At 58.4% G+C, this 22582-nt stretch carries 18 protein-coding genes; 8 read left to right on the forward strand and 10 right to left on the reverse strand.

Annotation, left to right across the window (positions count from 1 at the left end; translation table 11 throughout):
- Window positions 1-658: 658 nt before the first annotated feature.
- The 7 genes from rsmG to ravA all read right to left on the reverse strand — a co-directional run bounded on the left by rsmG (window position 659) and on the right by ravA (window position 9981).
- Complete coding sequence (gene rsmG, locus C1Y42_RS21715) at window positions 659-1276, reverse strand: 16S rRNA (guanine(527)-N(7))-methyltransferase RsmG (RefSeq protein WP_104094324.1); 618 nt, start codon at window positions 1274-1276, stop codon at window positions 659-661.
- Window positions 1277-1324: 48 nt separating this feature from the next.
- Window positions 1325-3214, reverse strand: a complete 1890-nt coding sequence (gene mnmG / locus C1Y42_RS21720) for a tRNA uridine-5-carboxymethylaminomethyl(34) synthesis enzyme MnmG (RefSeq protein ID WP_104094325.1) — start codon at window positions 3212-3214, stop codon at window positions 1325-1327.
- Window positions 3215-3655: 441 nt separating this feature from the next.
- Window positions 3656-4096, reverse strand: coding sequence for an FMN-binding protein MioC (gene mioC, locus C1Y42_RS21725; protein ID WP_021508182.1), 441 nt, complete (start codon window positions 4094-4096; stop codon window positions 3656-3658).
- A gap of 154 nt (window positions 4097-4250) precedes the next feature.
- Window positions 4251-4712 carry a transcriptional regulator AsnC gene (asnC, locus tag C1Y42_RS21730; protein ID WP_007893613.1) on the reverse strand — a complete coding sequence of 154 codons (462 nt, stop codon included), beginning with the start codon at window positions 4710-4712 and terminating at the stop codon, window positions 4251-4253.
- A gap of 105 nt (window positions 4713-4817) precedes the next feature.
- On the reverse strand, window positions 4818-6956 hold the full coding sequence (gene ovoA, locus C1Y42_RS21735) for a 5-histidylcysteine sulfoxide synthase (RefSeq protein WP_104094330.1): 2139 nt from the start codon (window positions 6954-6956) through the stop codon (window positions 4818-4820).
- Window positions 6957-7027: 71 nt separating this feature from the next.
- The gene (gene viaA / locus C1Y42_RS21740) at window positions 7028-8488 is read right to left on the reverse strand and encodes an ATPase RavA stimulator ViaA (RefSeq protein WP_104094326.1); all 1461 of its coding nucleotides are present in this window, start codon (window positions 8486-8488) and stop codon (window positions 7028-7030) included.
- Window positions 8485-9981, reverse strand: a complete 1497-nt coding sequence (gene ravA / locus C1Y42_RS21745) for an ATPase RavA (protein ID WP_059012074.1) — start codon at window positions 9979-9981, stop codon at window positions 8485-8487. Before ravA ends, viaA begins: the two co-directional genes overlap by 4 nt.
- A 299-nt stretch (window positions 9982-10280) precedes the next feature.
- On the opposite strand from ravA, the gene kup reads away from it, so the two are divergent.
- Complete coding sequence (gene kup, locus C1Y42_RS21750; RefSeq protein WP_104094327.1) at window positions 10281-12149, forward strand: low affinity potassium transporter Kup; 1869 nt, start codon at window positions 10281-10283, stop codon at window positions 12147-12149.
- 11 nt (window positions 12150-12160) lie between these two features.
- Here kup and qseC read toward each other — a convergent pair whose 3' ends face one another.
- Both qseC and qseB read right to left on the reverse strand, forming a co-directional pair.
- A complete protein-coding gene (qseC, locus tag C1Y42_RS21755; RefSeq protein ID WP_104094328.1) occupies window positions 12161-13492 on the reverse strand; it encodes a quorum sensing histidine kinase QseC in 1332 nt (443 codons plus the stop codon).
- A complete protein-coding gene (qseB, locus tag C1Y42_RS21760; RefSeq protein WP_058775628.1) occupies window positions 13489-14151 on the reverse strand; it encodes a quorum sensing response regulator transcription factor QseB in 663 nt (220 codons plus the stop codon). The genes qseC and qseB overlap by 4 nt, the downstream gene beginning before the upstream one ends.
- A 170-nt stretch (window positions 14152-14321) precedes the next feature.
- On the opposite strand from qseB, the gene C1Y42_RS21765 reads away from it, so the two are divergent.
- From C1Y42_RS21765 to rbsR, 7 genes are all read left to right on the forward strand, one after another.
- Entirely contained in the window at window positions 14322-14717 is a 396-nt protein-coding gene (locus C1Y42_RS21765) for a YgiW/YdeI family stress tolerance OB fold protein (protein WP_058758226.1), read from the forward strand.
- Window positions 14718-14890: 173 nt separating this feature from the next.
- Window positions 14891-15310 (forward strand): D-ribose pyranase, encoded by a 420-nt coding sequence (gene rbsD / locus C1Y42_RS21770; RefSeq protein ID WP_021313542.1) that lies wholly within the window; start codon window positions 14891-14893, stop codon window positions 15308-15310.
- A 7-nt stretch (window positions 15311-15317) separates the two neighbouring features.
- Window positions 15318-16826, forward strand: coding sequence for a ribose ABC transporter ATP-binding protein RbsA (gene rbsA / locus C1Y42_RS21775; RefSeq protein ID WP_058781859.1), 1509 nt, complete (start codon window positions 15318-15320; stop codon window positions 16824-16826).
- On the forward strand, window positions 16823-17794 hold the full coding sequence (gene rbsC / locus C1Y42_RS21780) for a ribose ABC transporter permease (RefSeq protein WP_021508172.1): 972 nt from the start codon (window positions 16823-16825) through the stop codon (window positions 17792-17794). The genes rbsA and rbsC overlap by 4 nt, the downstream gene beginning before the upstream one ends.
- Window positions 17795-17821: 27 nt before the next feature.
- Window positions 17822-18697, forward strand: coding sequence for a ribose ABC transporter substrate-binding protein RbsB (gene rbsB, locus C1Y42_RS21785; protein WP_021508171.1), 876 nt, complete (start codon window positions 17822-17824; stop codon window positions 18695-18697).
- 64 nt (window positions 18698-18761) lie between these two features.
- The gene (gene rbsK, locus C1Y42_RS21790; protein WP_058770712.1) at window positions 18762-19691 is read left to right on the forward strand and encodes a ribokinase; all 930 of its coding nucleotides are present in this window, start codon (window positions 18762-18764) and stop codon (window positions 19689-19691) included.
- Window positions 19692-19695: 4 nt separating this feature from the next.
- Complete coding sequence (gene rbsR, locus C1Y42_RS21795) at window positions 19696-20688, forward strand: ribose operon transcriptional repressor RbsR (RefSeq protein WP_370445722.1); 993 nt, start codon at window positions 19696-19698, stop codon at window positions 20686-20688.
- Here the strand turns inward: rbsR and mdtD are convergent.
- The gene (gene mdtD, locus C1Y42_RS21800; RefSeq protein WP_058775630.1) at window positions 20685-22088 is read right to left on the reverse strand and encodes a multidrug transporter subunit MdtD; all 1404 of its coding nucleotides are present in this window, start codon (window positions 22086-22088) and stop codon (window positions 20685-20687) included. The genes rbsR and mdtD overlap by 4 nt on opposite strands.
- Window positions 22089-22582 lie beyond the last annotated feature (494 nt).

Below are 22582 nucleotides of genomic sequence, written 5' to 3' on the forward strand. Positions count from 1 at the left end.
TTTACTCTTTTGAGTCAAGCAGCAAAAGCCGTGCAAATTATACGGGCCGCACCTGCGATTTCAATCGGTAAGTAGCGAAAAGGTGAACAATTATTTAAATTTCTTTCTGGAGGGCTATTTTTCAAAACATCCGCTTCGGCCTGCCTGACGAAACAGGCTTGAAATTGCCCGGCAGACTTGCTTTTAAAGCGTGCTTCAGATCACATTATAAGCACCCCCGGCAGCGATAATTTGCTTTTTAACCCCTGCCGCGCAATTAATCAAACCCGTAATTTACTTTTCTATCAGTGAGATAGAATTATTGTTCCAGGATTAGCGCCAGATTTTCGATAAAAACACTCTATTGACATCACCCACCGCAATAAAAACGTAAAACTGATATTACGTCCGCCGATTTATTGCAGAGTTATATTTTCCGCCGTGACTATTCGGCACAGTAAATACAGCGGTTAAAGTGATGTAACTGATAATGAAATGTGAATTATTCGTTAAATGTAACAGAGGTTTTCGGATAATTTCCGCGGCGGATGTTAACCTGCTTCCCCTGCCCTGTTGAATAAAAGCGTTTATCGTGACGCGTTCAACCGCTGTTTTTTTAGCCGGCTGCTGCGCTAAGCCAAACGGCATGAATCACGATAAATCCACACCGTTTGCGCGACTATTGCCGCCTGATCGTCACCAGATGACGCTCACCTTCCAGTTCCGGCACCCGCAGTGGTGCAATTTTTTCGATGGCGAAGCCGGCAGGCAGCGCGGCAATTTCGTCATCCGGCCTGACGCCTTTCAGCGCATAGAAGTGGCCTGTCGCGCCCGGCAGATGGTGACACCAGTTCAGCATGTCCTCCAGCGACGCAAAGGCGCGGCTGATCACCCCGTCAAACGGTGGCTCAGCCGGGAACTCTTCCACCCGGCTCTGCACCGGCGTAACGTTAGTAAGCCCTAACTCATGTTGCACCTGACGCAGGAAACGCACGCGTTTTCCGAGGCTGTCCAGCAGCGTAAAGTGCGCCTGCGGGCGGACAATCGCCAGCGGGATCCCCGGCAGGCCCGGTCCGGTACCGACATCAATAAAGCGCTCACCCTGCAGGTGGGGTTCTACCACGATGCTGTCGAGAATGTGGCGCACCAGCATCTGCTGCGGATCGCGCACTGAGGTCAGGTTGTAGGCTTTATTCCACTTGTGCAGCAGTTCGACATAACCCACCAGCTGCTGTTTTTGCTGATCGGAGAGGGAAATGTTTGCCGCTTGCAGCAGCCGGGAGAGTTTATTAATCACGACGAGAATTCCATTAACAGGGGCGAGCGTGCCCGCCCCGGGGGTCGATCAGGCGCTTTTACGCAGCAGGCCCTGTTTTTTCAGGTAAATCAGCAGAATTGAAATTGCCGCCGGCGTGATGCCGGAAATACGCGATGCCTGGCCAATGGAGGTCGGTTTGTGGTCGTTGAGTTTGGCGATCACTTCATTCGACAGTCCATTCACCTGGCGATAGTCGAGGTCGGCCGGGAGTAAGGTGTTTTCATTGCGCTGCTGGCGATCGATCTCCTCCTGCTGACGCGCGATGTAACCTTCATACTTCACCTGAATCTCTACCTGCTCTGCGGCCTGCTCATCCGCCAGCGCCGGACCGTAGCTCGGCAGCGACATCAGCAGTTCGTAGGTCATCTCCGGACGACGCAGCAGATCTTCCGCGCTGGCCTCTTTGGTGAGCGGCGCGCTGATTACCGTGTTCACTTCGCTGACGTTTTCAGACTTCGGATGCACCCACAGGTCACGCAGACGCTGACGCTCCTGCTCAATCGCTTCCAGCTTCTGGTTATAGCGAGCCCAGCGCGCGTCGTCGACCAGGCCGAGTTCACGTCCGGTTTCGGTCAGGCGCAGATCGGCGTTGTCTTCACGCAGCATCAGACGATACTCGGCGCGCGAGGTAAACATGCGATACGGCTCTTTGGTGCCCAGCGTACACAGATCGTCGACCAGCACGCCAAGATAGGCCTGATCGCGACGCGGCGCCCAGCCCTCTTTGTCCGCAGACTGACGCGCAGCGTTAAGGCCGGCCAGCAGCCCCTGCGCCGCCGCTTCTTCATAACCGGTGGTGCCGTTGATCTGGCCGGCAAAGAACAGGCCATGGATAAATTTACTCTCCAGCGTCGGCTTGAGATCGCGCGGATCGAAGAAGTCATACTCGATGGCGTAGCCCGGACGCACGATCTTCGCGTTCTCCAGACCTTTCATCGAGCGCACGATCTGCATCTGCACATCAAACGGCAGGCTGGTGGAGATACCGTTCGGGTAGATTTCGTTGCTGGTCAGCCCTTCCGGCTCAAGGAAAATCTGATGCGCGTTACGATCGGCAAAGCGCATCACTTTGTCTTCAATCGACGGGCAGTAGCGTGGCCCGATCCCCTCGATGATCCCGGCATACATCGGGCTGCGATCGAGGTTATTGCGGATCACTTCATGTGTCTGCTCGTTGGTGTGGGTGATCCAGCACGGCACCTGCTGCGGATGCTGTCCGGCATGGCCCATAAACGAGAACACCGGCATCGGGTCATCCCCGTGCTGCGGCGTGAGCACCGAAAAGTCGATGGTGCGGGCATCGATACGCGGTGGCGTACCGGTTTTCAGGCGGTTTACGCGCAGCGGCAGCGCACGCAGACGTTTAGCCAGCGGAATCGACGGAGGATCGCCTGCCCGACCACCGCTGTAGTTATCGAGACCGATGTGGATTTTGCCGTCCAGGAAGGTGCCCACCGTCAGAACGACGGTTTTCGCCCGGAACTTCAGGCCCATCTGGGTCACGGCGCCGACAACGCGATGGTTCTCCACAATCAGATCGTCAACCGCCTGCTGGAAGATCATTAGGTTCGGCTGGTTTTCCAGCGCAGTGCGTACCGCCTGGCGATACAGTACCCGGTCTGCCTGTGCACGCGTGGCACGCACCGCCGGGCCTTTGCTGGCGTTTAGTATCCTAAACTGAATACCGGCCTGATCGATCGCGCTGGCCATCAAACCGCCTAAGGCATCCACTTCCTTAACCAGGTGTCCTTTCCCGATGCCACCGATCGCCGGATTACAGGACATTTGTCCCAGCGTATCAATATTATGGGTGAGTAACAGGGTTTGCTGACCCATTCGGGCAGCGGCCATCGCGGCTTCTGTGCCCGCATGACCACCACCGATTACGATGACGTCAAAAGGATCTGGATAAAACATGAAGTGGGTCCTCGTTAGTGTTCGGACAGGGATCGTTGCCCTGGGCGGTGGATTCTACTGAAATTCTGTTCAGGGCGAAAGTCGCGGGATCCTGCGGTTTAAAAGAAAGGATCTTAAGTCTTTTATATGATCTCTCTGTTAGATCTCTTATTAGGATCGCCCCTGGCTGTTGATAACCCGGAAAAGCGTTGTGGCAACAGGGGATTAGCGCGGATCGTTTACTGTGAATGATCGGTGATCCTGATCCGTATAAGCTGAGATCAACTTTGCTACTTATGCACAGCGTAAAAAAGCATCAGCGGTTGTTCTTTGGATAACTACTGGTTATACGCATGAAATAACGGATCTTATCCACAGAGCGACGCAGGTAAAAGGCGATAAAACAGCGGAATCAACTGGGGATCGACACAAATACCCGATCCCCGACCAGCAAAGATCGTCTTAAATCTGCGGGTGCCAGCTGGCGACCCACACTTCCGCCGGATCTTCCGGAATCTCATGTTCCAGCACGTCGATCTCCAGCCGATCACCAATACGTTTGGCGCCCAGCTGCGTTAACGTCGTCTCCAGCAGCTTGATCGCACCGCAGAACAGATCGTATTCATGATTACCGATACCCACTGCGCCAAAGCGTACGCCTGAGAGATCCGGCTGGCTCTCCTGCAGCGCTTCATAAAACGGCAGCAGGTTGTCCGGCAGTTCGCCGGCACCGTGCGTTGAGCTGACAATCAGCCAGACGCCCTCCTGCGGCACCTCATCCAGCTCGGGTCCGTGCAGCAGTTCGGTTGAAAAGCCCGCTTCCTGCAGTTTCTCTTCCAGATGTTCAGCGACATATTCGGCGCTGCCAAGGGTACTGCCACTGATTAAGGTAATATCGGCCATGATGCTCTCCCGCACTAAAGGCGAGCATTGTACGCTGTGATCAAGCGGTGATCCACCTGTGGAAAACAGGGTTAATCGTCGATAGCATCAGGCGACAAGGCGCATCACAAAAGCGATCCGCCCGGGATAAGGTTATGCACAGCGGGGAAGCCGATCACGGCTTGATGGTGCGCATGATCGGGTTTTGCAGGGATATCAGCGTTTCGGTGGACTGGATTTCATCAATGGTCTGGATCTTGTTGATCAGCACCTGCTGCAGCGCGTCAATTGAGCGGCACATCACTTTAATAAAGATGCTGTAGTGGCCGGTGGTATACCAGGCTTCCACCACTTCATCCAGCGCTTCCAGTTTGCTGAGCGCTGCCGGATAGTCGCGCGCGCTTTTCAAAATGATGCCGATAAAACAGCAGACATCAAATCCGAGCTGCCGCGGATCGATCTCCACGCGCGTACCCAGAATAATCCCCGCCTGACGCATTTTCTCGACGCGCACGTGAATCGTGCCGGGGCTGACGTTGAACTGCTTGGCGAGTTCGGCGTACGCGGTGCGCGCGTTTTGCAGCAGCGCATTTAAAATGCCGCGGTCGAGATTATCCAGTTGCAGGTGTTCCGCCATCATCCATCCTCATTAGGTTCTTCTTCTCTGAACAGGGAGAATGTGCAGCAAATTAGCGGGACAGGCAAGGCGCAGACAGCGGAGCTGCCGCTGTCTGCACGCTTTTTAGCGCTTACGCCACAGCGTCAGCTGGGCCTGTGTGTGCTGGAACTTACGCGCCGTTTCGCGAATCACAAACGGCACGTCCTGCGGCGGCGCAACCTCCTCAAAGGCATCGCGCAGCAGCCGTTGCAGTGCCTGCCAGGTGGTGAGCGCTTCACCGTTTTCACGGAAACCACCCAGCCAGTTCTCCTTCGGCGTGAACTCTTCCAGCCAGGTGTAAGGTGAGGAGATAGCCAGCAAACCGCCGGAGCGGATCATCGGCGTGATGTCCTGCAGGAAGCGCTTCGGCTGGCGCAGGCGATCGATCAGGTTAGAGGCCAGTACCAGATCGTAGCCATCTGGCTGCGGTTTCAGGTTACAGGCATCGCCCTGCACAAACTGAATGCGCTGCGCCAGGGTCTCATCGAAACCAAACTCTTTCAGCCGCACCTGGCGATACTCCACCAGCTCTCCCTCTTCCGGCACCACGTAACGGAAATCCTCGCCCGAGGTCAGCTGCAGCGCCACGTCGATAAAGCGCGCCGAGTAATCCATGCCGGTGACCGCAGCAAAATGGCGCGCCAGTTCAAAGCTGGCACGACCGGTGGCGCAGCCGATATCCAGCGCGTGGCCACGCTGCGCGCAGTGCGGCAGCACGATGTCGACCAGCGCCGCCGCGTAGTTCGGCACACCGTAATAGCCGGGGCCGTACTGGAAATCAAGGTACTGCGACACCATGCTGTCGGTTTCATACGGATTCAGCGCCATGCTCTCCTGATGCGAGGAAACCACGTAGCGGAAACCGGCATGCTGGAAGAAGTGGCGCCGGAAGGCGTAGCGTGAGGATTTCAGCGCTTCGTTGCCGGTGGAGATCCAGCTGCCGCCTTTGATCAGCGCATGTTTGCCGTCAAAGGTGGGCGTGGAGAAATCGTCATACAGTGGATGTACCCTGAAGCCTTCAAAGCCGTTGGTCGGCGTGGTGGTCCACTGCCAGACGTTGCCGACGATGTCGAAGAAGTCACCCTGGGCAAAGTGGTCTACCGGGCAGGAAGAGGCCCAGCGGGCGAGATTGATGTTGCCCGGCGCGTCGATCCAGTCCGGCTGATCGCCGGCAACCTGCTCGCGCAGCTGCATCCACTCGGCTTCGCACGGCAGCTGGATCGCTTTGCCGCTCTCTTCCGCCAGCCAGCGGCAGAATGCCGCGGCTTCCAGCTGATTCACTTCGGCGGGCCAGTCCCACGGCATCGCCACTTCTTCGGTCATCAGGCGCAGCCGGAGATCGTCAGGTTGCGCGATGTCGCCGACCCAGAAAGTCGGCATCTGCGCCTGGGCAAACTCGCGCCAGCCCCAGCCTTCGTCATCCCACCAGCGGCGTTCGTTGTAGCCGTTAGCGGCAATAAAATGAAAGAACTCGGCGTTGCTCACCAGCATTTTGCTGGCTTTGAACGGTTTCAGCTCAGTTGTAAGGCTGCCGTATTCATTATCCCAGCCGTAGGTATCATCGATTTTACCCTGCGTGACGCGTCCGCCTGGCATCGCCACCAATGTATTGGCCGGTACCGAGGCACGATCGTGGCGCGCCTGCGGACACGCTGGCCAGTGCGGCTGCGGTTTCACCCACGCCAGCGGCAGCTGGCGGATCAGCACGCTGGAGGTTTCGAGGTGAATTCGCTCATGCTCAATGCCCATCAGAATCACCCACGCCGGGCTGTCCCAGTCAATCGGCAGCTCCAGCGGCATGGTGCGGATGAATTCACTTACCACGGTTTTCACTTTACCGCGGTAGTCGCGCACCTCGGCCACGTCCGGCCAGCTGTAATGGCTGTCGTCGAGATCGTCCCAGCTCATCTCATCCACGCCGATCGCCATCATCGCCTCGATGCGATCGTCAATGCGCTGCTGCAGATAACCGCCCGCCATCAGCTTATTAATGTAGAAAGTAGCGGTATGGCCAAAGTAGAAGATCAGCGGATGGCGCAGGGTGATGGCTTTATTAAAGTACGCGCGCTCATCGGCGAGGCAGTCGAACAGGCTTTCGTACAGCTCCCAGGTCTGGGTGAAATAGGCCAGCAGTTCGGCGCGTTTGGCGTCGCTGCTGCTGCCGGAAAGCCGGACGGTGCGGGTGGGCGCAGGCAATTGATCGTGAAGATGAGCGGTTGTCACAGTGAACTCCGTAAGCTGATTAAACACAGCGGGTAATTCACTATAGCAAATTAGCATTTCTGCCTGATGAATTAGCGTTTCCAGCGGCGCAGCAGGCGGCTTTTCAGGCCGGTATCGAAGCGCCAGATGTGATCGAAAATGCGCAGAATGCCGGGTTTGCCGTGCGCCGACATCGCCACGGCGTGGAAGCGTTGCTGGTGGTGACGCTGGCGCTGTTTAATGGTGCTGACGATGTCGTCCGGCAGATGCTGGGCGATAAAATCGGAAACGATCACCGCATCGGCTTCCTGCCACTGACTGCCCTCCATACGCGTGACCACCGCAGACAGGCAGGCGGCCAGATCGGTGCCGCCGCGAAAACGCTGGCTGAGAAAACGGATTGCCTGCTCGATGCCGTTATCCGCGGTCAGCTCGTAGCCAATCACTTCGTGAGCAAACAGCATGATGTAGCAGCGCCGCCTGTCGGCCAGCGCCACCTTCAGCAGCGCCAGACAAAACGCTTTGGCGCAGCGTTCATTGAAACCGCCCATCGAACCAGAGGTATCTACGCAGACGATGAACGGGCCGCGCGGCTGCGCTTCGTGCTGCTGATGGCTGGCCGGGCGCAGCGTTACTTTCTCGTGCCAGGCATCGCCCTGTAACCGGTAGGTCAGCAGGCGTTTCTCCACCAGCCGGCGATAAAACTCCAGCTCCAGTTCGCTGATGCTCAGCGCCGCCAGCTCCGGCGGCAACAAACGCAGCACATCGTCGCTCTGATGGATGCCGCTGACCTCTTCCGGCACGTTGTCCGGCTCGCGCACCAGCTGATGAAACGCTTCCAGCGGCGCATCCTGGGACGGCACCGATTTCGCTTCGCGGCTGCGTCCTAGCTGCTGCGCCAGTTTCATCAGTTCCGGCTGCTGGGCGAGGAAATCGCCGTACTGCACAATCAGCTCATAGTCGCCATGCTGCAGCGGTGCCTTGCTCAGATCCCACAGGCGTCCGGCGGCGGCTTCGTCGTCATCGGTCAGAATCGGCGCCAGCTGGCCGCTGATGGCCATGCGCTGCTGCAGCTCAGCCATCAGGCGTTCCCGCTGCTCTTCCAGCAGGGTTTCGTTCAGCGTCAGGGTTTGCAGCGTCAGGCTCAGGCGCCAGCGCTGCAGGAACAGCGTGTGCTGCGCATTGCTCAGCTGGGCGCTGTCGGTATGCAGCAGCAGTTTGCTGGCTTCTTCGATAAACGGGGACGGCAGCGCTTTCAGCTGCGTCATGATGGCCGGCAGTTGCTCACTGAAGGCGTGGCTGCTAAGCAGCTGCATCTGCTGGAAGAGCTGAAATTCGCGCGCCAGCGCGTCCGGCACCGGCGTGGTTTTCATCTGGGCGGCAATCTCGGCGCGCCAGCGCGGCAGCTCGCCCATCATCGCCTGTTGCAGGCGCGGAAATTTTTCAAAGAACAGCGCCAGCTGCGGCGAGGCCAGCAGTGCCACAATCAGCTCTTCGATTAGCTCGGTTTCGCCAATCGACAACAGCGTGCTGAGCGTCTCCAGCGAGATCATTTTCTCGCCTGTTTCAGCTGTTCCGCCACATCCTGCAGGCTGGTTTCGACGCGTGCCAGCCAGTCGTCGCTGATAAACAGGCAGCGCTGGTGCTGGCTAAACAGCGTGCGCTGCGCGCGCAGCTGGGCCTCCAGCGCGTCATATTCTTCCATGATTTCCTGCGGCACGTCGCTGCTGCTGGCGGCACCCGGCAGCGTTAGGCGCGTGGACTGCAGGCTGACGTCGCGCAGCGTCAGACAGTGGTGCGCATCCACCAGCAGGTCGAGCGTCTGGCCAAAGCCGATGCCGTTGAGCTTGCCGCGGATCTCGCCCGCTTTCAGCAGCCACTGATTGAGCGCATCGCGTGCCACCACCACGTGCGTGACCTGCATGTCGTGCAGCGTCAGCGGCTGTTGCAGCATCAGGGTCAGCTGTTCGTCCGTGATCGAGGCCGGTAATTCATAGTGCGGTTTGCGGCTGAACATGCCGCTGTGCTTCTCCAGCGTCAGCGCCTGCGCCACGCTCTGCTGCTGTTGCAGCGCCAGCCGGCGCGCTTTGATCTGCTGTAGCGTGTGCAGCATCGCCTGCTGCTGCCACGCGTGCTGCGTCATCAGCGCATCGATTTCACGATCCAGCAGCTGCATCGACGCCACGTCGTGCCACAGGCAATCTTTCAGCAGGATCAGATCAAGCGGGGCAATCGCCACGCGGCCGCTGTAAAACGCGCTGGCCTGCAGCAGATGGATGGCTTTTTTCCAGCGGCGATCGGAGATATACGGCGCCTCTGGCAGGTTCTCCAGCTGCTGGCGCAGCTGATAGATCAGTTCAAACACATGATCGGGCAGGCTGACCTGGCTGATGCCTTTCTGCCACTGCTGATACTCTTCATCGCTGATGCACAGCGATTCCGCCACCGGGTTGGCGTTTTCATCCTGCTGGTGGGTCAGCATGCTGCGGAAGTTCTGTTTTTCATGCACATTGTCGAGCCACAGCCGGATCAGCATACGGTCGTACAGCGCTTCCAGACCGCTGTCGGCCTCCGGCAGTTCGTTGGAGGCGGTGACCAGCAGGCGCATCGGGATCGGCTCTTCGCTGTCGCCGTTGCGGAAGCGACGTTCGTTGATGGCGGTGAGCAGCGTATTGAGAATCGCCGGACCGGCTTTCCAGATCTCATCCAGAAAGACAATTTCGGCATCCGGCAGATAGCCTTTGGTCAGACGCTGATAGCGTCCTTCATCTTTCAGCGCCTGAATCGACAGCGGGCCAAACACCTCTTCAGGCGTGGAAAAACGGGTCATCAGGTATTCAAAGGCACGGGCGTGCTGGAAGGCGTATTTCAGGCGGCGGGCAATCAGGCTCTTGGCGATGCCCGGTGGCCCAAGCAGAAATACGCTTTCGCCGCTCAGCGCTGCCAGCAGGCAGAGACGAATGGCATGATGCCGTTCATACAGCCCTTTCTCCAGGGCATTGCTGAGGCGAGAAATTCTTTCTGCCAAAAGATGGGGTTGAGCCATAATCACATCATTGTCCTTCTGATCCTGGTGCCGTCATATTCTGGCGAGCGCAATACTCTACTGTTTATCATGCGTGAAAGCGTTGATAGCCGTCAGCTTTTTTGTTTCAGAAGGTTGAGGTGAGGCAAAACGCGGGTTTTCAGCGCATTTCGCGCCGATTTTCGGCGAAAAAACGCTGCGCAGACGGCGTAATGCCAGACGGTAAAAGTAGGTTTTTTCGGGAATATGTGCATACTGTGCGCTTTTTGATGATCTGAGCGCCGGGCTGAGGCCTGCGCGGCTCCAACAAAAGACAACTTATGAGCTCGGATAAGAAACAGTCCCTTGGCGCAGTCACTCTGGCGGCGATCGGCGTGGTGTATGGCGATATCGGTACCAGCCCGCTCTATACCCTGCGCGAGTGTCTCTCTGGTCAGTTCGGCTTTGGCGTGGAACGCGAGGCGGTGTTTGGCTTTCTGTCGCTGATCTTCTGGCTGCTGATTCTGGTGGTTTCGCTTAAATACATCAGTTATGTGATGCGCGCCGACAACGCCGGGGAAGGCGGGATCCTGACGCTGATGTCACTGGCGGGCCGCAATACCGGCGCACGCGCCACGGCGATTCTGGTGATCATGGGGCTGATTGGCGGCAGCTTCTTCTACGGGGAAGTGGTGATCACGCCGGCGGTATCCGTGCTTTCGGCCATCGAAGGGCTGGAGATCGCCGCGCCTAGCCTCGATAACTACATTGTGCCGCTGGCGATTGCGGTACTGACGCTGCTGTTTGTGATTCAGAAACACGGCACCGGCATTGTCGGTAAGCTGTTTGCGCCGGTGATGCTGCTGTGGTTCATCATCCTGGCGGTGCTGGGTGCGCGCAGTATCATCAATAATCCCGAGGTGCTGCACGCCATGAACCCATACTGGGCGCTGCACTTCTTTATTCAGTACAAAACGGTATCGTTCTTCGCGCTGGGCGCGGTGGTGCTGGCGATCACCGGCGTTGAAGCGCTGTATGCCGATATGGGCCACTTTGGTAAGTTTCCGATTCGCCTGGCATGGTTTGTGGTGGTGCTGCCGTCGCTGGCGCTCAACTATTTCGGCCAGGGTGCGCTGCTGCTGGAGCATCCGGAGGCCATCAAAAACCCGTTCTTCCTGCTGGCGCCGGACTGGGCGCTGATTCCGATGCTGATTCTCGCGACGCTGGCCACGGTGATCGCCTCGCAGGCGGTGATCTCCGGCGTATTCTCGCTGACGCGCCAGGCGGTGCGTCTTGGCTATCTGCCGCCGATGCGCATCGTGCACACGTCCGAAGAGGAATCCGGCCAGATTTATATTCCGGTGATCAACTGGCTGCTCTATTTCTCTGTGGTGATTGTGATCGTCGGCTTTGAGCACTCCAGCAATCTGGCGGCCGCCTACGGGATTGCGGTGACCGGTACCATGGTGCTGACCGCCATTCTGTGTTCAACGGTGGCGATTCAGAACTGGCACTGGAATCGCTACCTGGTGGTGCTGATTCTCATCGCGATGCTGTGCATCGATGTTTCGCTGTTCTCCGCTAACCTGGTCAAAGTGTTCTCCGGCGGCTGGCTGCCGCTGACGCTGGCGCTGATGATGTTTATCGTGATGACCACGTGGAAGAGCGAGCGCTTCCGCCTGCTGCGTCGTATGCATGAGCATGGCAATTCGCTGGAGGCGATGATCGCCTCGCTGGAGAAATCGCCGCCGGTGCGCGTGCCGGGCACGGCGGTCTACATGTCGCGGGCGCTCAATGTCATCCCCTTTGCCATGCTGCATAACCTGAAGCACAACAAGGTGCTGCACGAGCGCGTGGTGCTGCTGACGCTGCGTACCGAAGATGCGCCTTATGTGCACAACGTGCGTCGCGTGACCATTGAGCAGCTGTCGCCCACCTTCTGGCGCGTGGTGGCAAGCTACGGCTGGCGCGAAACGCCGAACGTCGAGGAGATTTTCCACCGCTGCGGCCTCGAAGGGCTCAACTGCCGCATGATGGAAACCTCGTTCTTTATGTCACACGAGTCGCTGATCATCGGCAAACGCCCGTGGTATCTGCGTCTGCGCGGCAAGCTATTCCTTGCGCTGCAGCGCAACGCCCTGCGCGCGCCGGATCAGTTTGAAATTCCGCCGAACCGGGTAATCGAGCTCGGTACTCAGGTCGAAATCTGACGCATCGCGCGTCACCAACTGAGGGTGACGCGCAGCCCCTGCGGCTGCACCGCGCTGAAGGTTAGCCGGATGCCGTGCAGCTGAGCCACATTTTTCACAATCGACAAGCCAAGCCCGCTGCCGGTTTGCGCCTGCCCCGGCGGTCGCCAGAAGCGTTCGCCCAGCCGCGTCAGTTGATCGGCGCTGACGCCCGGTCCGTTATCCACCACCTCCAGCCTGCGCGCGCTAAGCCGCAGCTGAATCTCACTGCCGGACGGCGTGTAGCGCAGCGCGTTATCCAGTAGATTGCGCAGCAGTAAACCCAGCAGCAGTGGATGACCGTTCATCACCGGTTCCGCGTCAGCCGTCAGCGTCAGCCTGGTGTGCTGCGCTGCCGCCTGTGCCTGATGTTCAGTGACCAGCTGGTGCAGCAACGGCGCGAGGGGGACTGGCTGAAATTCGCTGCGCAGATCGTCTGCTTCGACGCGCGACAGCGTCAGCAGCTGATCGACCAGCCGCGTGGCGCGCAGGATGCCGCTATCGAGCTGCTGCAGCGCATGGTTACGCATCGCCTCGTCATCGCCGGCCAGCTGAATCACCTCGCTCTGTACGCGCAGCGCCGCCAGCGGGCTGCGCAGCTCGTGCGCCGCATCGGAGGTAAAGCGTCGCTCGCGCTGGACCAGCTGTGCCATGCGGGCAAACAGGCCATTCAGCGCCGCCACCAGCGGCTTCACCTCCAGCGGCAGGCGTTGCGGCGTCAGCGGGGTGGCATCATCCGGCGCGCGTTGCTGCAGCGATGCAGTCAGGCGTTTCAGCGGACGCAGCTCAAACCACACCAGTGCCAGCAGCAACAGCAGCATCAGCGGCATGGCTACCAGCCACGGCAGCAGGCTGCTCAGTGCCAGATCGCGCGTCATGTCATCACGATATTCCCACTCCTGTCCAACCACCACGCGCCACTGCTTATCGGCTGACGTCAGCCACAGCAGCCGCCAGCGATCGTCATCGCCACGCAGGCGACCATCGTGGAAGCCGTCACGATCCGCTGTAAACTGCAAATCGCGGCCGTTTTCGCCGTCGTTCAGCAGCGGTTTGCCGTCGGCGCTGAACAGCGCAAAGGCCAGCGCGTCGTCATCCTGATCGCCGCGATGGTGGCGCAGAATCGCTTTGGTTTTTGGCAGCGAGGCGGCCTGCAGGCGACTGGCATCCAGCGCCAGCAGGCGTTTGGCGAACAGCATCTGCTGGGTATCAAACAGCTCATTAACGGTGTCGCGCGTCTGCTGCCATGCGCTAAAAGTGGCGCTGGCTCCACACAGAATAATTAACAGCAGAAAGCCAATGGCCAGTCGCAGGAACAGACTCATTCTGCCGCTCCCAGCGTGTAGCCAATACCGTGCACGGTGCGGATGAACTGGCTGCCGAGTTTTTTACGCAGATGATGAATATGCACCTCGACCGCGTTACTGGAGACGTCGTCATCCCAGCTGTACAGCTTCTCCTCCAGCTGGGCGCGCGTCAGCACGCGACCGGGATTGCGCAGGAACAGCTCCAGCAGCGCCAGCTCACGGCTTTTCAGGCTGAGCGGTTCGCCATCCAACATCACGCTGTGGCTGCCGGGAGCCATCACCAGCCTGCCGTGACGCAGCTCCGGCTGCAGCTGACCGTGACGGCGACGAATCAGCGCCTGCAGACGCGCGGCCACCTCCGTCAGCGCAAACGGCTTACACAGATAGTCATCGGCACCGAGTTGCAGGCCCTGCACGCGCTGGTCCAGCGCATCGCGTGCGGTGAGGATCAGCACCGGGACATCCGCGCCCTGCTCACGCCACTGGCGCAGGATGTCCAGCCCGTCACGTTGCGGCAGCGACAGATCCAGCACCACGGCATCCCATGGCGCCGCGTTGAGCGCCTGAAATCCGGCTTCGCCGCTGACAAACCAGTCGACGCTGAAACCCAGTTTGGTCAGGCCGACCTTCAGGCCATCGCCAATCAGCGTATCGTCTTCAATTAATAAAATGCGCATGCGTTTCTCCCGGTTACCTGGGGGTTTATACGAAGCAGATGCGCGCTTGTACAGCGCCATTCGCCCGCTTTGGCGTATTTTCCGCTTCTTTTTTTTCCTTAAGATCCTGTTAAGAACTCTATGATGAAATGGCTCCCGTAATCCGCACAGACATGGAAATGAGGTGAAAAATGAAAAAGAGTGCAGCGCTGTTCGCCATTATCGCCCTGGCGGCAACCCCGGTGTTAGCCGCCCAGCAGGGTGGCTTTGTCGACCCGAACGCGCCAGCCGCTCAGGCTAAAGCCGGCGGTTTTAAGGCCGATAACAGCAGTGTGGTGACGGTAAAACAGGCCGAAGAGATGAAGGATGACAGCTGGATCACCGTGCGCGGCCAGCTTGATAAGCAGATCGGCGACGAAGATTATCTGTTCCGCGACAGCAGCGGCAGCATGAAAGTGGAGATCGACCACAAACGCTGGAACGGCCAGACCATTACGCCGAAGGATCAGGTCGAGCTGACCGGCGAACTGGATAAGGATTTCAATTCGATTGAACTGGACGTTAAACAGGTGCGTAAACTGCCGTAACTTCCCCCTGCGGAGCCGCGTCGCGGGCTCCGCCATCCCGCCAAACTCAAATTTTCTCTGGTATAAGCGAAACGTTTCGATGGCGATCACATTTCCGTGATGCCGTCATTGAGTTGCCATGTACATTTAATACACTGCCAGACAGCGAAACGTTTCGCTGTGGAGTGGAATAAATGAAAAAAGGTCGCCTGTTAAACGCTGAAGTCTCTCATGTGATTGCCCGCCTCGGGCATACCGATACGCTGACGATTGCCGATGCGGGCTTGCCGATCCCGGCCGGTCCACAGCGCATCGATCTGGCGCTGACGCCCGGTACGCCCGATTTTTTACAGGTGGTGGAGGTCATCACGCAGGAGATGCAGGTTGAGAGCGCCCTGATAGCGGAAGAGATCCAACAACACAATCCGCAACTCCACAGCCAGCTGATCGCCGTGCTCGAAGCCTTGCAACAGCACCAGGGGAATGTGATTAGCGTTCGTTACACCAGCCATGAACAGTTCAAACAACACACTCAGCGCAGTCAGGCGGTCATTCGCAGCGGAGAGTGCTCTCCGTATGCGAATGTCATCCTGAGCGCGGGCGTCACTTTCTGAGGCCGCTATGCAACCGTTATTGCAACTCAGGGGAATTGAAAAATCATTTCCCGGCGTGAAGGCGCTCAACGGCGCGTCGCTGGCGGTTTATCCCGGGCGCGTGATGGCGTTAGTGGGAGAGAACGGCGCGGGCAAATCCACCATGATGAAGGTGCTGACCGGCATCTACAGCATGGACGCCGGTTCGCTGCACTGGCTGGGCAAAGAAGTGACGTTCTCCGGGCCGAAAGCGTCTCAGGAAGCCGGCATCGGCATCATCCATCAGGAGCTGAACCTGATCCCGCAGCTGACCGTTGCGGAAAATATTTTCCTCGGCCGTGAATTCGTTAACCGCTTTGGCCGCATCGACTGGAAACAGATGTATGCCGCGGCGGATGCGCTGTTAAAGCGCCTCAATCTGCGCTTCAGCAGCCACAAGCTGGTGGGCGATCTGTCGATTGGCGACCAGCAAATGGTGGAGATCGCCAAAGTGCTCAGCTTCGAGTCGCAGGTCATCATTATGGATGAACCGACCGATGCGCTGACCGATACCGAAACCCTGTCGCTGTTCCGCGTCATCAATGAGCTGAAAGCGCAGGGCTGCGGCATTGTTTATATCTCACACCGCATGAAAGAGATCTTTGAGATTTGCGATGACGTCACCGTGTTCCGCGACGGCCAGTTTATTGCCGAGCGCGCGGTAAACGATCTGAGCGAAGAGGGCCTGATCGAAATGATGGTTGGCCGCAAGCTTGAGGATCAGTATCCGCATCTCGATCAGACACCGGGCGAGGTGCGGCTGCGGGTCGAGCACGTTAGCGGACCGGGCGTAGAAGATGTCAGCTTTACCCTGCGTAAGGGCGAGATTCTGGGCATTTCCGGTCTGATGGGCGCGGGCCGCACCGAATTAATGAAGGTGCTGTACGGTGCGCTGCCGCGTACGCACGGCAAAGTGACGCTTAACGGCCGCGAGATTGTCACCCGCTCGCCGCAGGACGGCCTGGCCAACGGCATCGTCTATATCTCGGAAGACCGTAAGCGTGACGGGCTGGTACTCGGTATGTCGGTTAAAGAGAACATGTCGCTGACCGCGCTGCGCTACTTCAGCCGCGCCGATGGCGGCCTGAAGCACGCCGAAGAGCAGCTGGCGGTGGGCGATTTTATCCGCCTGTTCAATGTGAAAACGCCGTCAATGATGCAGCCGATCGGTCTGCTGTCCGGCGGTAATCAGCAAAAAGTGGCGATTGCGCGTGGCCTGATGACGCGCCCGGATGTGCTAATCCTCGACGAGCCGACGCGCGGCGTTGATGTCGGGGCGAAAAAAGAGATCTATCAGTTAATTAACCAGTTTAAAGCCGAAGGGCTAAGCATCATCCTGGTGTCGTCGGAAATGCCGGAAGTGCTGGGCATGAGCGACCGCATTCTGGTGATGCATGAAGGCCATCTGAGTGGCGAATTTTCCCGTGAGCAGGCTACCCAGGAATCCCTGATGGCAGCGGCGGTCGGTAAGCAACACAGCGAGGAGTTAGTTGTATGAGTACCCAAACCTTACCTGCCAGCCGTCGCTGGTTCAGCAAAGCCTGGCTGCTGGAGCAGAAATCGCTGATCGCGTTGATTGTGCTGATCGCCGTGGTCGCCAGCCAGAGCCCGAACTTCTTCACGCTGCCCAACATGTTCAACATCCTGCAGCAGACATCGGTCAACGCCATCATGGCGGTGGGCATGACGCTGGTGATTCTGACCTCAGGCATCGATCTTTCGGTCGGCTCGCTGCTGGCGCTGACCGGCGCGGTAGCGGCATCGATTGTCGGGCTGGAAGTCAATGCGCTGGTGGCCGTAGCGGCATCGCTGGCGCTCGGTGCCTTTATTGGTGCCATTACCGGTGTGATTGTGGCACGCGGCAAGGTGCAGGCGTTTATCGCTACGCTGGTGATGATGCTGCTGCTGCGCGGCGTCACCATGGTTTACACCAACGGCAGTCCGATCAACACCGGCTTCAGCGATAACGCCGATCTGTTTGGCTGGTTCGGCATTGGCCGTCCGCTGGGCATTCCGACGCCGGTATGGCTGATGGCGGTGGTGTTCGCGCTGGCATGGTACATGCTGCATCACACCCGCCTTGGTCGCTATATCTATGCGCTGGGCGGTAACGAAGCGGCCACGCGGCTGTCCGGCATCAACGTTAACCGCGTTAAAGTCATCGTCTATTCGCTGTGCGGCCTGCTGGCGGCACTGGCGGGCACCATCGAAGTGGCGCGTCTCTCTTCCGCGCAGCCGACGGCGGGCACCGGTTATGAACTGGATGCGATTGCCGCAGTAGTGCTGGGCGGGACCAGCCTCGCGGGCGGTAAAGGGCGCATTATGGGCACGCTGATCGGTGCGCTGATTCTCGGCTTCCTCAATAACGGCCTCAACCTGATGGGCGTATCGTCTTACTACCAGATGATTGTCAAAGCCGTCGTCATTCTGCTGGCGGTGCTGGTGGATAACAAAAGCAGTAAGTAACTCTGACCTTCACACAGGATTAAAGAAATGAAAAAGTTAACTGCATTGGCCGTCATCCTTGGCGCCACCCTCAGTGCTGGCGCGATGGCTAAGGATACGATTGCGCTGGTGGTCTCAACCCTGAATAACCCGTTCTTTGTGTCGCTGAAAGATGGCGCACAGAAAGAAGCCGATAAGCTGGGCTATAACCTGGTGGTGCTCGACTCACAGAACAACCCGGCAAAAGAGCTGGCAAACGTGCAGGATCTCACTGTGCGCGGCACCAAACTGCTGCTGATCAACCCAACGGATTCTGACGCGGTCGGTAACGCCGTGAAAATGGCTAACCAGGCGAACATCCCGGTGATTACGCTGGACCGTATGGCGGCGCAGGGGAAAGTTGTCAGCCACGTGGCGTCTGATAACCGCTTCGGCGGCAAAATGGCCGGCGATTTCATCGCGAAGAAACTGGGCGACGGTGCGAAAATCATCGAGCTGCAGGGCATTGCCGGCACCTCCGCTGCCCGCGAGCGTGGCGAAGGCTTTAAGCAGGCCGCTGATGCACACAAATTCAACGTGCTGGCCAGCCAGCCGGCCGACTTCGACCGTACTAAAGGTCTGAACGTGATGCAGAACCTGCTGCAGGCGCATCCGGACGTGCAGGCAGTTTTTGCCCAGAACGACGAAATGGCGCTGGGCGCGCTGCGTGCGCTGCAGACCGCAGGCAAAACCGACGTGCTGGTGGTGGGCTTTGACGGCACCGCGGACGGCGTGAAGGCGGTAGAATCCGGTAAACTCAGCGCGACCGTTGCACAGATGCCAGACAAGATTGGTATGATTGGCGTCGATACCGCAGATAAAGTTCTGAAGGGCGAAAAAGTGCAGGCGATCAACCCGGTTGACCTGAAACTGGTTACTAAATAAAACCCAAAGAAAAGCATGGCAACGCGCCACCCTCGCGGTGGCGCAACTTCCTGGATAACTCCCTATGAGCAAAAGCGCAAAACTGGCGGTACTCGGCAGCATCAACGCCGACCACATCCTCAACCTCGCCCATTTTCCCCGTCCGGGTGAAACGGTGATCGGGAAACAGTATCAGGTTGCCTTTGGCGGTAAAGGGGCCAACCAGGCCGTCGCGGCTGGCCGTGCCGGCGCTGACATTGCTTTTATTGCCTGCGTGGGTGCAGATGACATCGGCGAACGTATTCGCCAGCAGCTGCAGCAGGACCAGATTGATACCGCTCCGGTGGAAACCGTGGCGCAGGAAGCCACCGGCGTGGCGATGATCTTCGTGAATGGCGAAGGCGAAAATAACATTGGCATCTACTCAGGCGCGAACGCGGCGCTGACGCCAGCCTGTGTGGAGCGCCACCAGCAGGTAATTCGTTCGGCCGATGCGCTGCTGATGCAGCTGGAGTCGCCGCTGGACAGCGTGCTGGCCGCGGCCCGCATCGCGCGCGCCAGCCACACCCAGGTGATCCTTAATCCGGCGCCGGCGACCCAGCTCTCTGATGAGCTGCTGGCGCTGATCGACATTATTACGCCGAATGAAACCGAAGCGGAAATCCTCACCGGCATCGCCGTCAACGACGACGACGACGCGGCGCGGGCAGCCCAGGCGCTGCACGCCAAAGGCATCGATACCGTATTGATTACGCTGGGCCGGCGCGGCGTATGGCTCAGCGAGCAGGGCCAGGGACAACGTATTCCCGGCTTCAGCGTGCAGGCGGTGGATACCATCGCTGCCGGTGATACCTTCAACGGGGCCTTCATTACCGCGCGGCTGGAAGGCGTGGCGATGCAGGATGCGGTCCGTTTTGCCCATGCGGCGGCAGCCATTGCCGTGACGCGCCCGGGCGCACAGCCCTCAGTGCCATGGCGCACTGAGATTGACGCATTCCTGCAGCAACAGGGTTAAGCGCTTGGCTACCATGAAAGATGTCGCCCGTCTGGCGGGCGTCTCCACCTCCACCGTTTCGCACGTTATCAACAACAACCGTTTTGTTAGCGAACAGGTGCGCGATAGAGTGGAACAGGCGATTCGCGAATTAAACTACGCGCCGTCGGCGCTGGCGCGCAGCCTGAAGATCAAGCAAACGCGCACCATTGGTATGTTACTGACCGCCAGCAGCAACCCGTTCTACTCGGAAGTGGTGCGCGGTGTAGAGAACAGCTGCTATGAACGCGGCTACAGCCTGATTCTGTGCAATACCGAAGGCGATGAAGAGCGCATGAATCGCAGCCTTGAAACGCTGATGCAGAAGCGCGTGGATGGCCTGCTGATGATGTGCACGGAAACCCATCTGCCCTCCGCCGAAATCCTTAATCGCTATCCTTCGGTGCCGATGGTGATGATGGACTGGGCGCCGTTTGAAGGGCGTGGCGATATTATTCAGGATAACGCGCTGCTGGGCGGTGAGCTGGCCACGCAGTATCTGATTGACCGCGGTTACACCCGCATCGCCTGTATTGCCGGGCCGCTGGATAAAACCCCGGCGCGCCTGCGTCTGGACGGTTTTCATCAGGCGATGGCCGCCAGTGGGCTGGCGGTGTCGCCGGGCTATGTGGTGGACGGCGATTTCGAATTTCAGGGCGGTTTCAACGCCATGAATCAGCTGCTGGCGCTCGATCCGCCACCGCAGGCGGTGTTTACCAGCAACGATGCGATGGCGGTAGGCGTCTATCACGCCCTGTATCAGGCGGGACTGCGCGTGCCGCAGGATATGGCGGTGATGGGCTATGACAACATTGAGCTGGCGCGCTATCTGACGCCGCCGCTCAGTACCATTCATCAGCCGAAAGATGAGCTGGGCGAGCTGGCCATTGATACGCTGATTCATCGTATGAGCGATCCCGACGCCAGCCAGCAAACGCTGGTGCTGACGCCGGAGCTGGTGGAGCGCGGTTCGGTTTAACTGCTTTTACGCGTTTTCTCGCGGTTGGCGATCAGGTTACGGCCATCACCCGGCCGTAACATCAGAAACGCCAGTGCCGACAGCACGGTAATCACGCCCATGGTAAAGAAGGTGGCGTGGAACTGCTGCACCGTGGTGCTCTCAAAATCCTGGTAAAAGCGCAGCACGGCGGCGCTGACCGCCACGCCAAAACTGATCGACACCTGCTGCGTTACCGCCAGCACGCTATTGCCGCCGCTGGCGTTCTCATCATTCAAATCCGCCAGCGTGATGGTATTCATGGCGGTAAACTGGGTGGACATCGCCATGCCCAGTACAAACAGCGCCACCAGCAACATGATGATGCTTCCGTCCGGCGACTGCAGCGCGAAGCTGGCGACCAGCAGGCCAATGATAACCGTAATGCCCACCAGCGTTTTACGATAGCCAAAGCGGCGCAGCACCTGAGTCACGGTGGATTTGGCCAGCAGCGAGCCAATCGCCGTGGGGCCCATCATGCAGCCGGCGATGATCGCCGGATAGCCAAATCCTACCTGTAACATCAGCGGCATCAGGAACGGAATACAGCCGGTACCGAGACGCGCGGCAATATTACCGATAATCCCGACGGAGAACGTGCGTGTCTTAAACATCGGCAGACTAATGAGCGGAGCCGGATGGCGACGCGCATGCATAATATAGAGCAGCAGCAATACCACGCCGCTGACCAGCACCAGCACCGCCTGCCACGGCGATACGATACGCTCGCCAAACAGCTCAATGCCGATGGAGATCAGCACCAGGCCAAAACCAAACAGCATAAAGCCGCCAAAATCGAAGCGGCGTTTTGGCGTGGTGAAGTCCGGCATATATTTGCGCGCATAGAAGATGCCGGCGATGCCGATAGGAATATTAATCAGGAAGATCCAGTGCCAGCTGGCGTAGGTGACCAGCAGACCGCCGAGCATAGGGCCAAGAATAGGTCCGACCAGTCCGGGCATGGTGACAAAGTTGAGTACCGGCAGCAGTTCGCTGCGCGGATAGGCGCGCAGCAGCGCCAGACGCGCTACCGGCATCATCATTGCTCCACCAACGCCTTGCACCACGCGCGAAACCACCAGCATGCTCAGCGATCCGGACAGCGCACAGGCCAGTGAGCCAAGCGTGAACAGCGAAACCGCCACGATAAACACCTTACGCGTGCCAAAGCGATCGGCCAGCCAGCCGCTGACCGGAATCAACATCGCGACCGTGAGCGTATAACTGATGACGGCGGACTGCATGGCGAGTGGGGAACGTTCAAGGCTGGTGGCAATGGCGGGAAGCGCGGTATTCAGGATGGTGGCGTCGAGAGCCTGCATAAAAAACGCCATGGCGGCGATCCAGGGCAGGCCGGCCATACTGCGCGCGGAGCGAATCATTGAAAATCCTTCTTGAAGAAAATCTGTCAGCAAAGAGCGTAAGTTAAACAGGATAGCATCGGTCGCTGCGACGATGGCGCTGATTTGTGCCGCTGTGAGAGCTGATTTGCCTGATTATTAGCCGGGAAATGTCTGTTTTTACCGTGTTCGTATAAAAAAGTAGCTTTCAGTCAATTTTTTTCAGGAAATGCTTGTCACTTCAGATTAACGCCCTATAATGCGCCACCACTGAGACGGCAAAGCGGCAACGCAGGCGGCTCAGCAGGGCGTGAAGCGATTCACCCCGCCGGAGAAAAACGCTGAAAAAAGTGTTTGACTCTGAAGGAGGAAAGCGTAATATACGCCACCTCGCGACAGCAGGCTGAATGCCGCGTCGCACCGCTCTTTAACAATTTATCAGACAATCTGTGTGGGCACTCGCAGGATTGATATCACAAGCCTACGGGCTTTAAAAAATATCAAGTCTTTGCTGAGTGAACACGTAATTCATTACG

It is taken from the genome of Pantoea sp. ICBG 985, assembly GCF_002928365.1.
GTDB classification, from domain to species: domain Bacteria; phylum Pseudomonadota; class Gammaproteobacteria; order Enterobacterales; family Enterobacteriaceae; genus Pantoea; species Pantoea dispersa.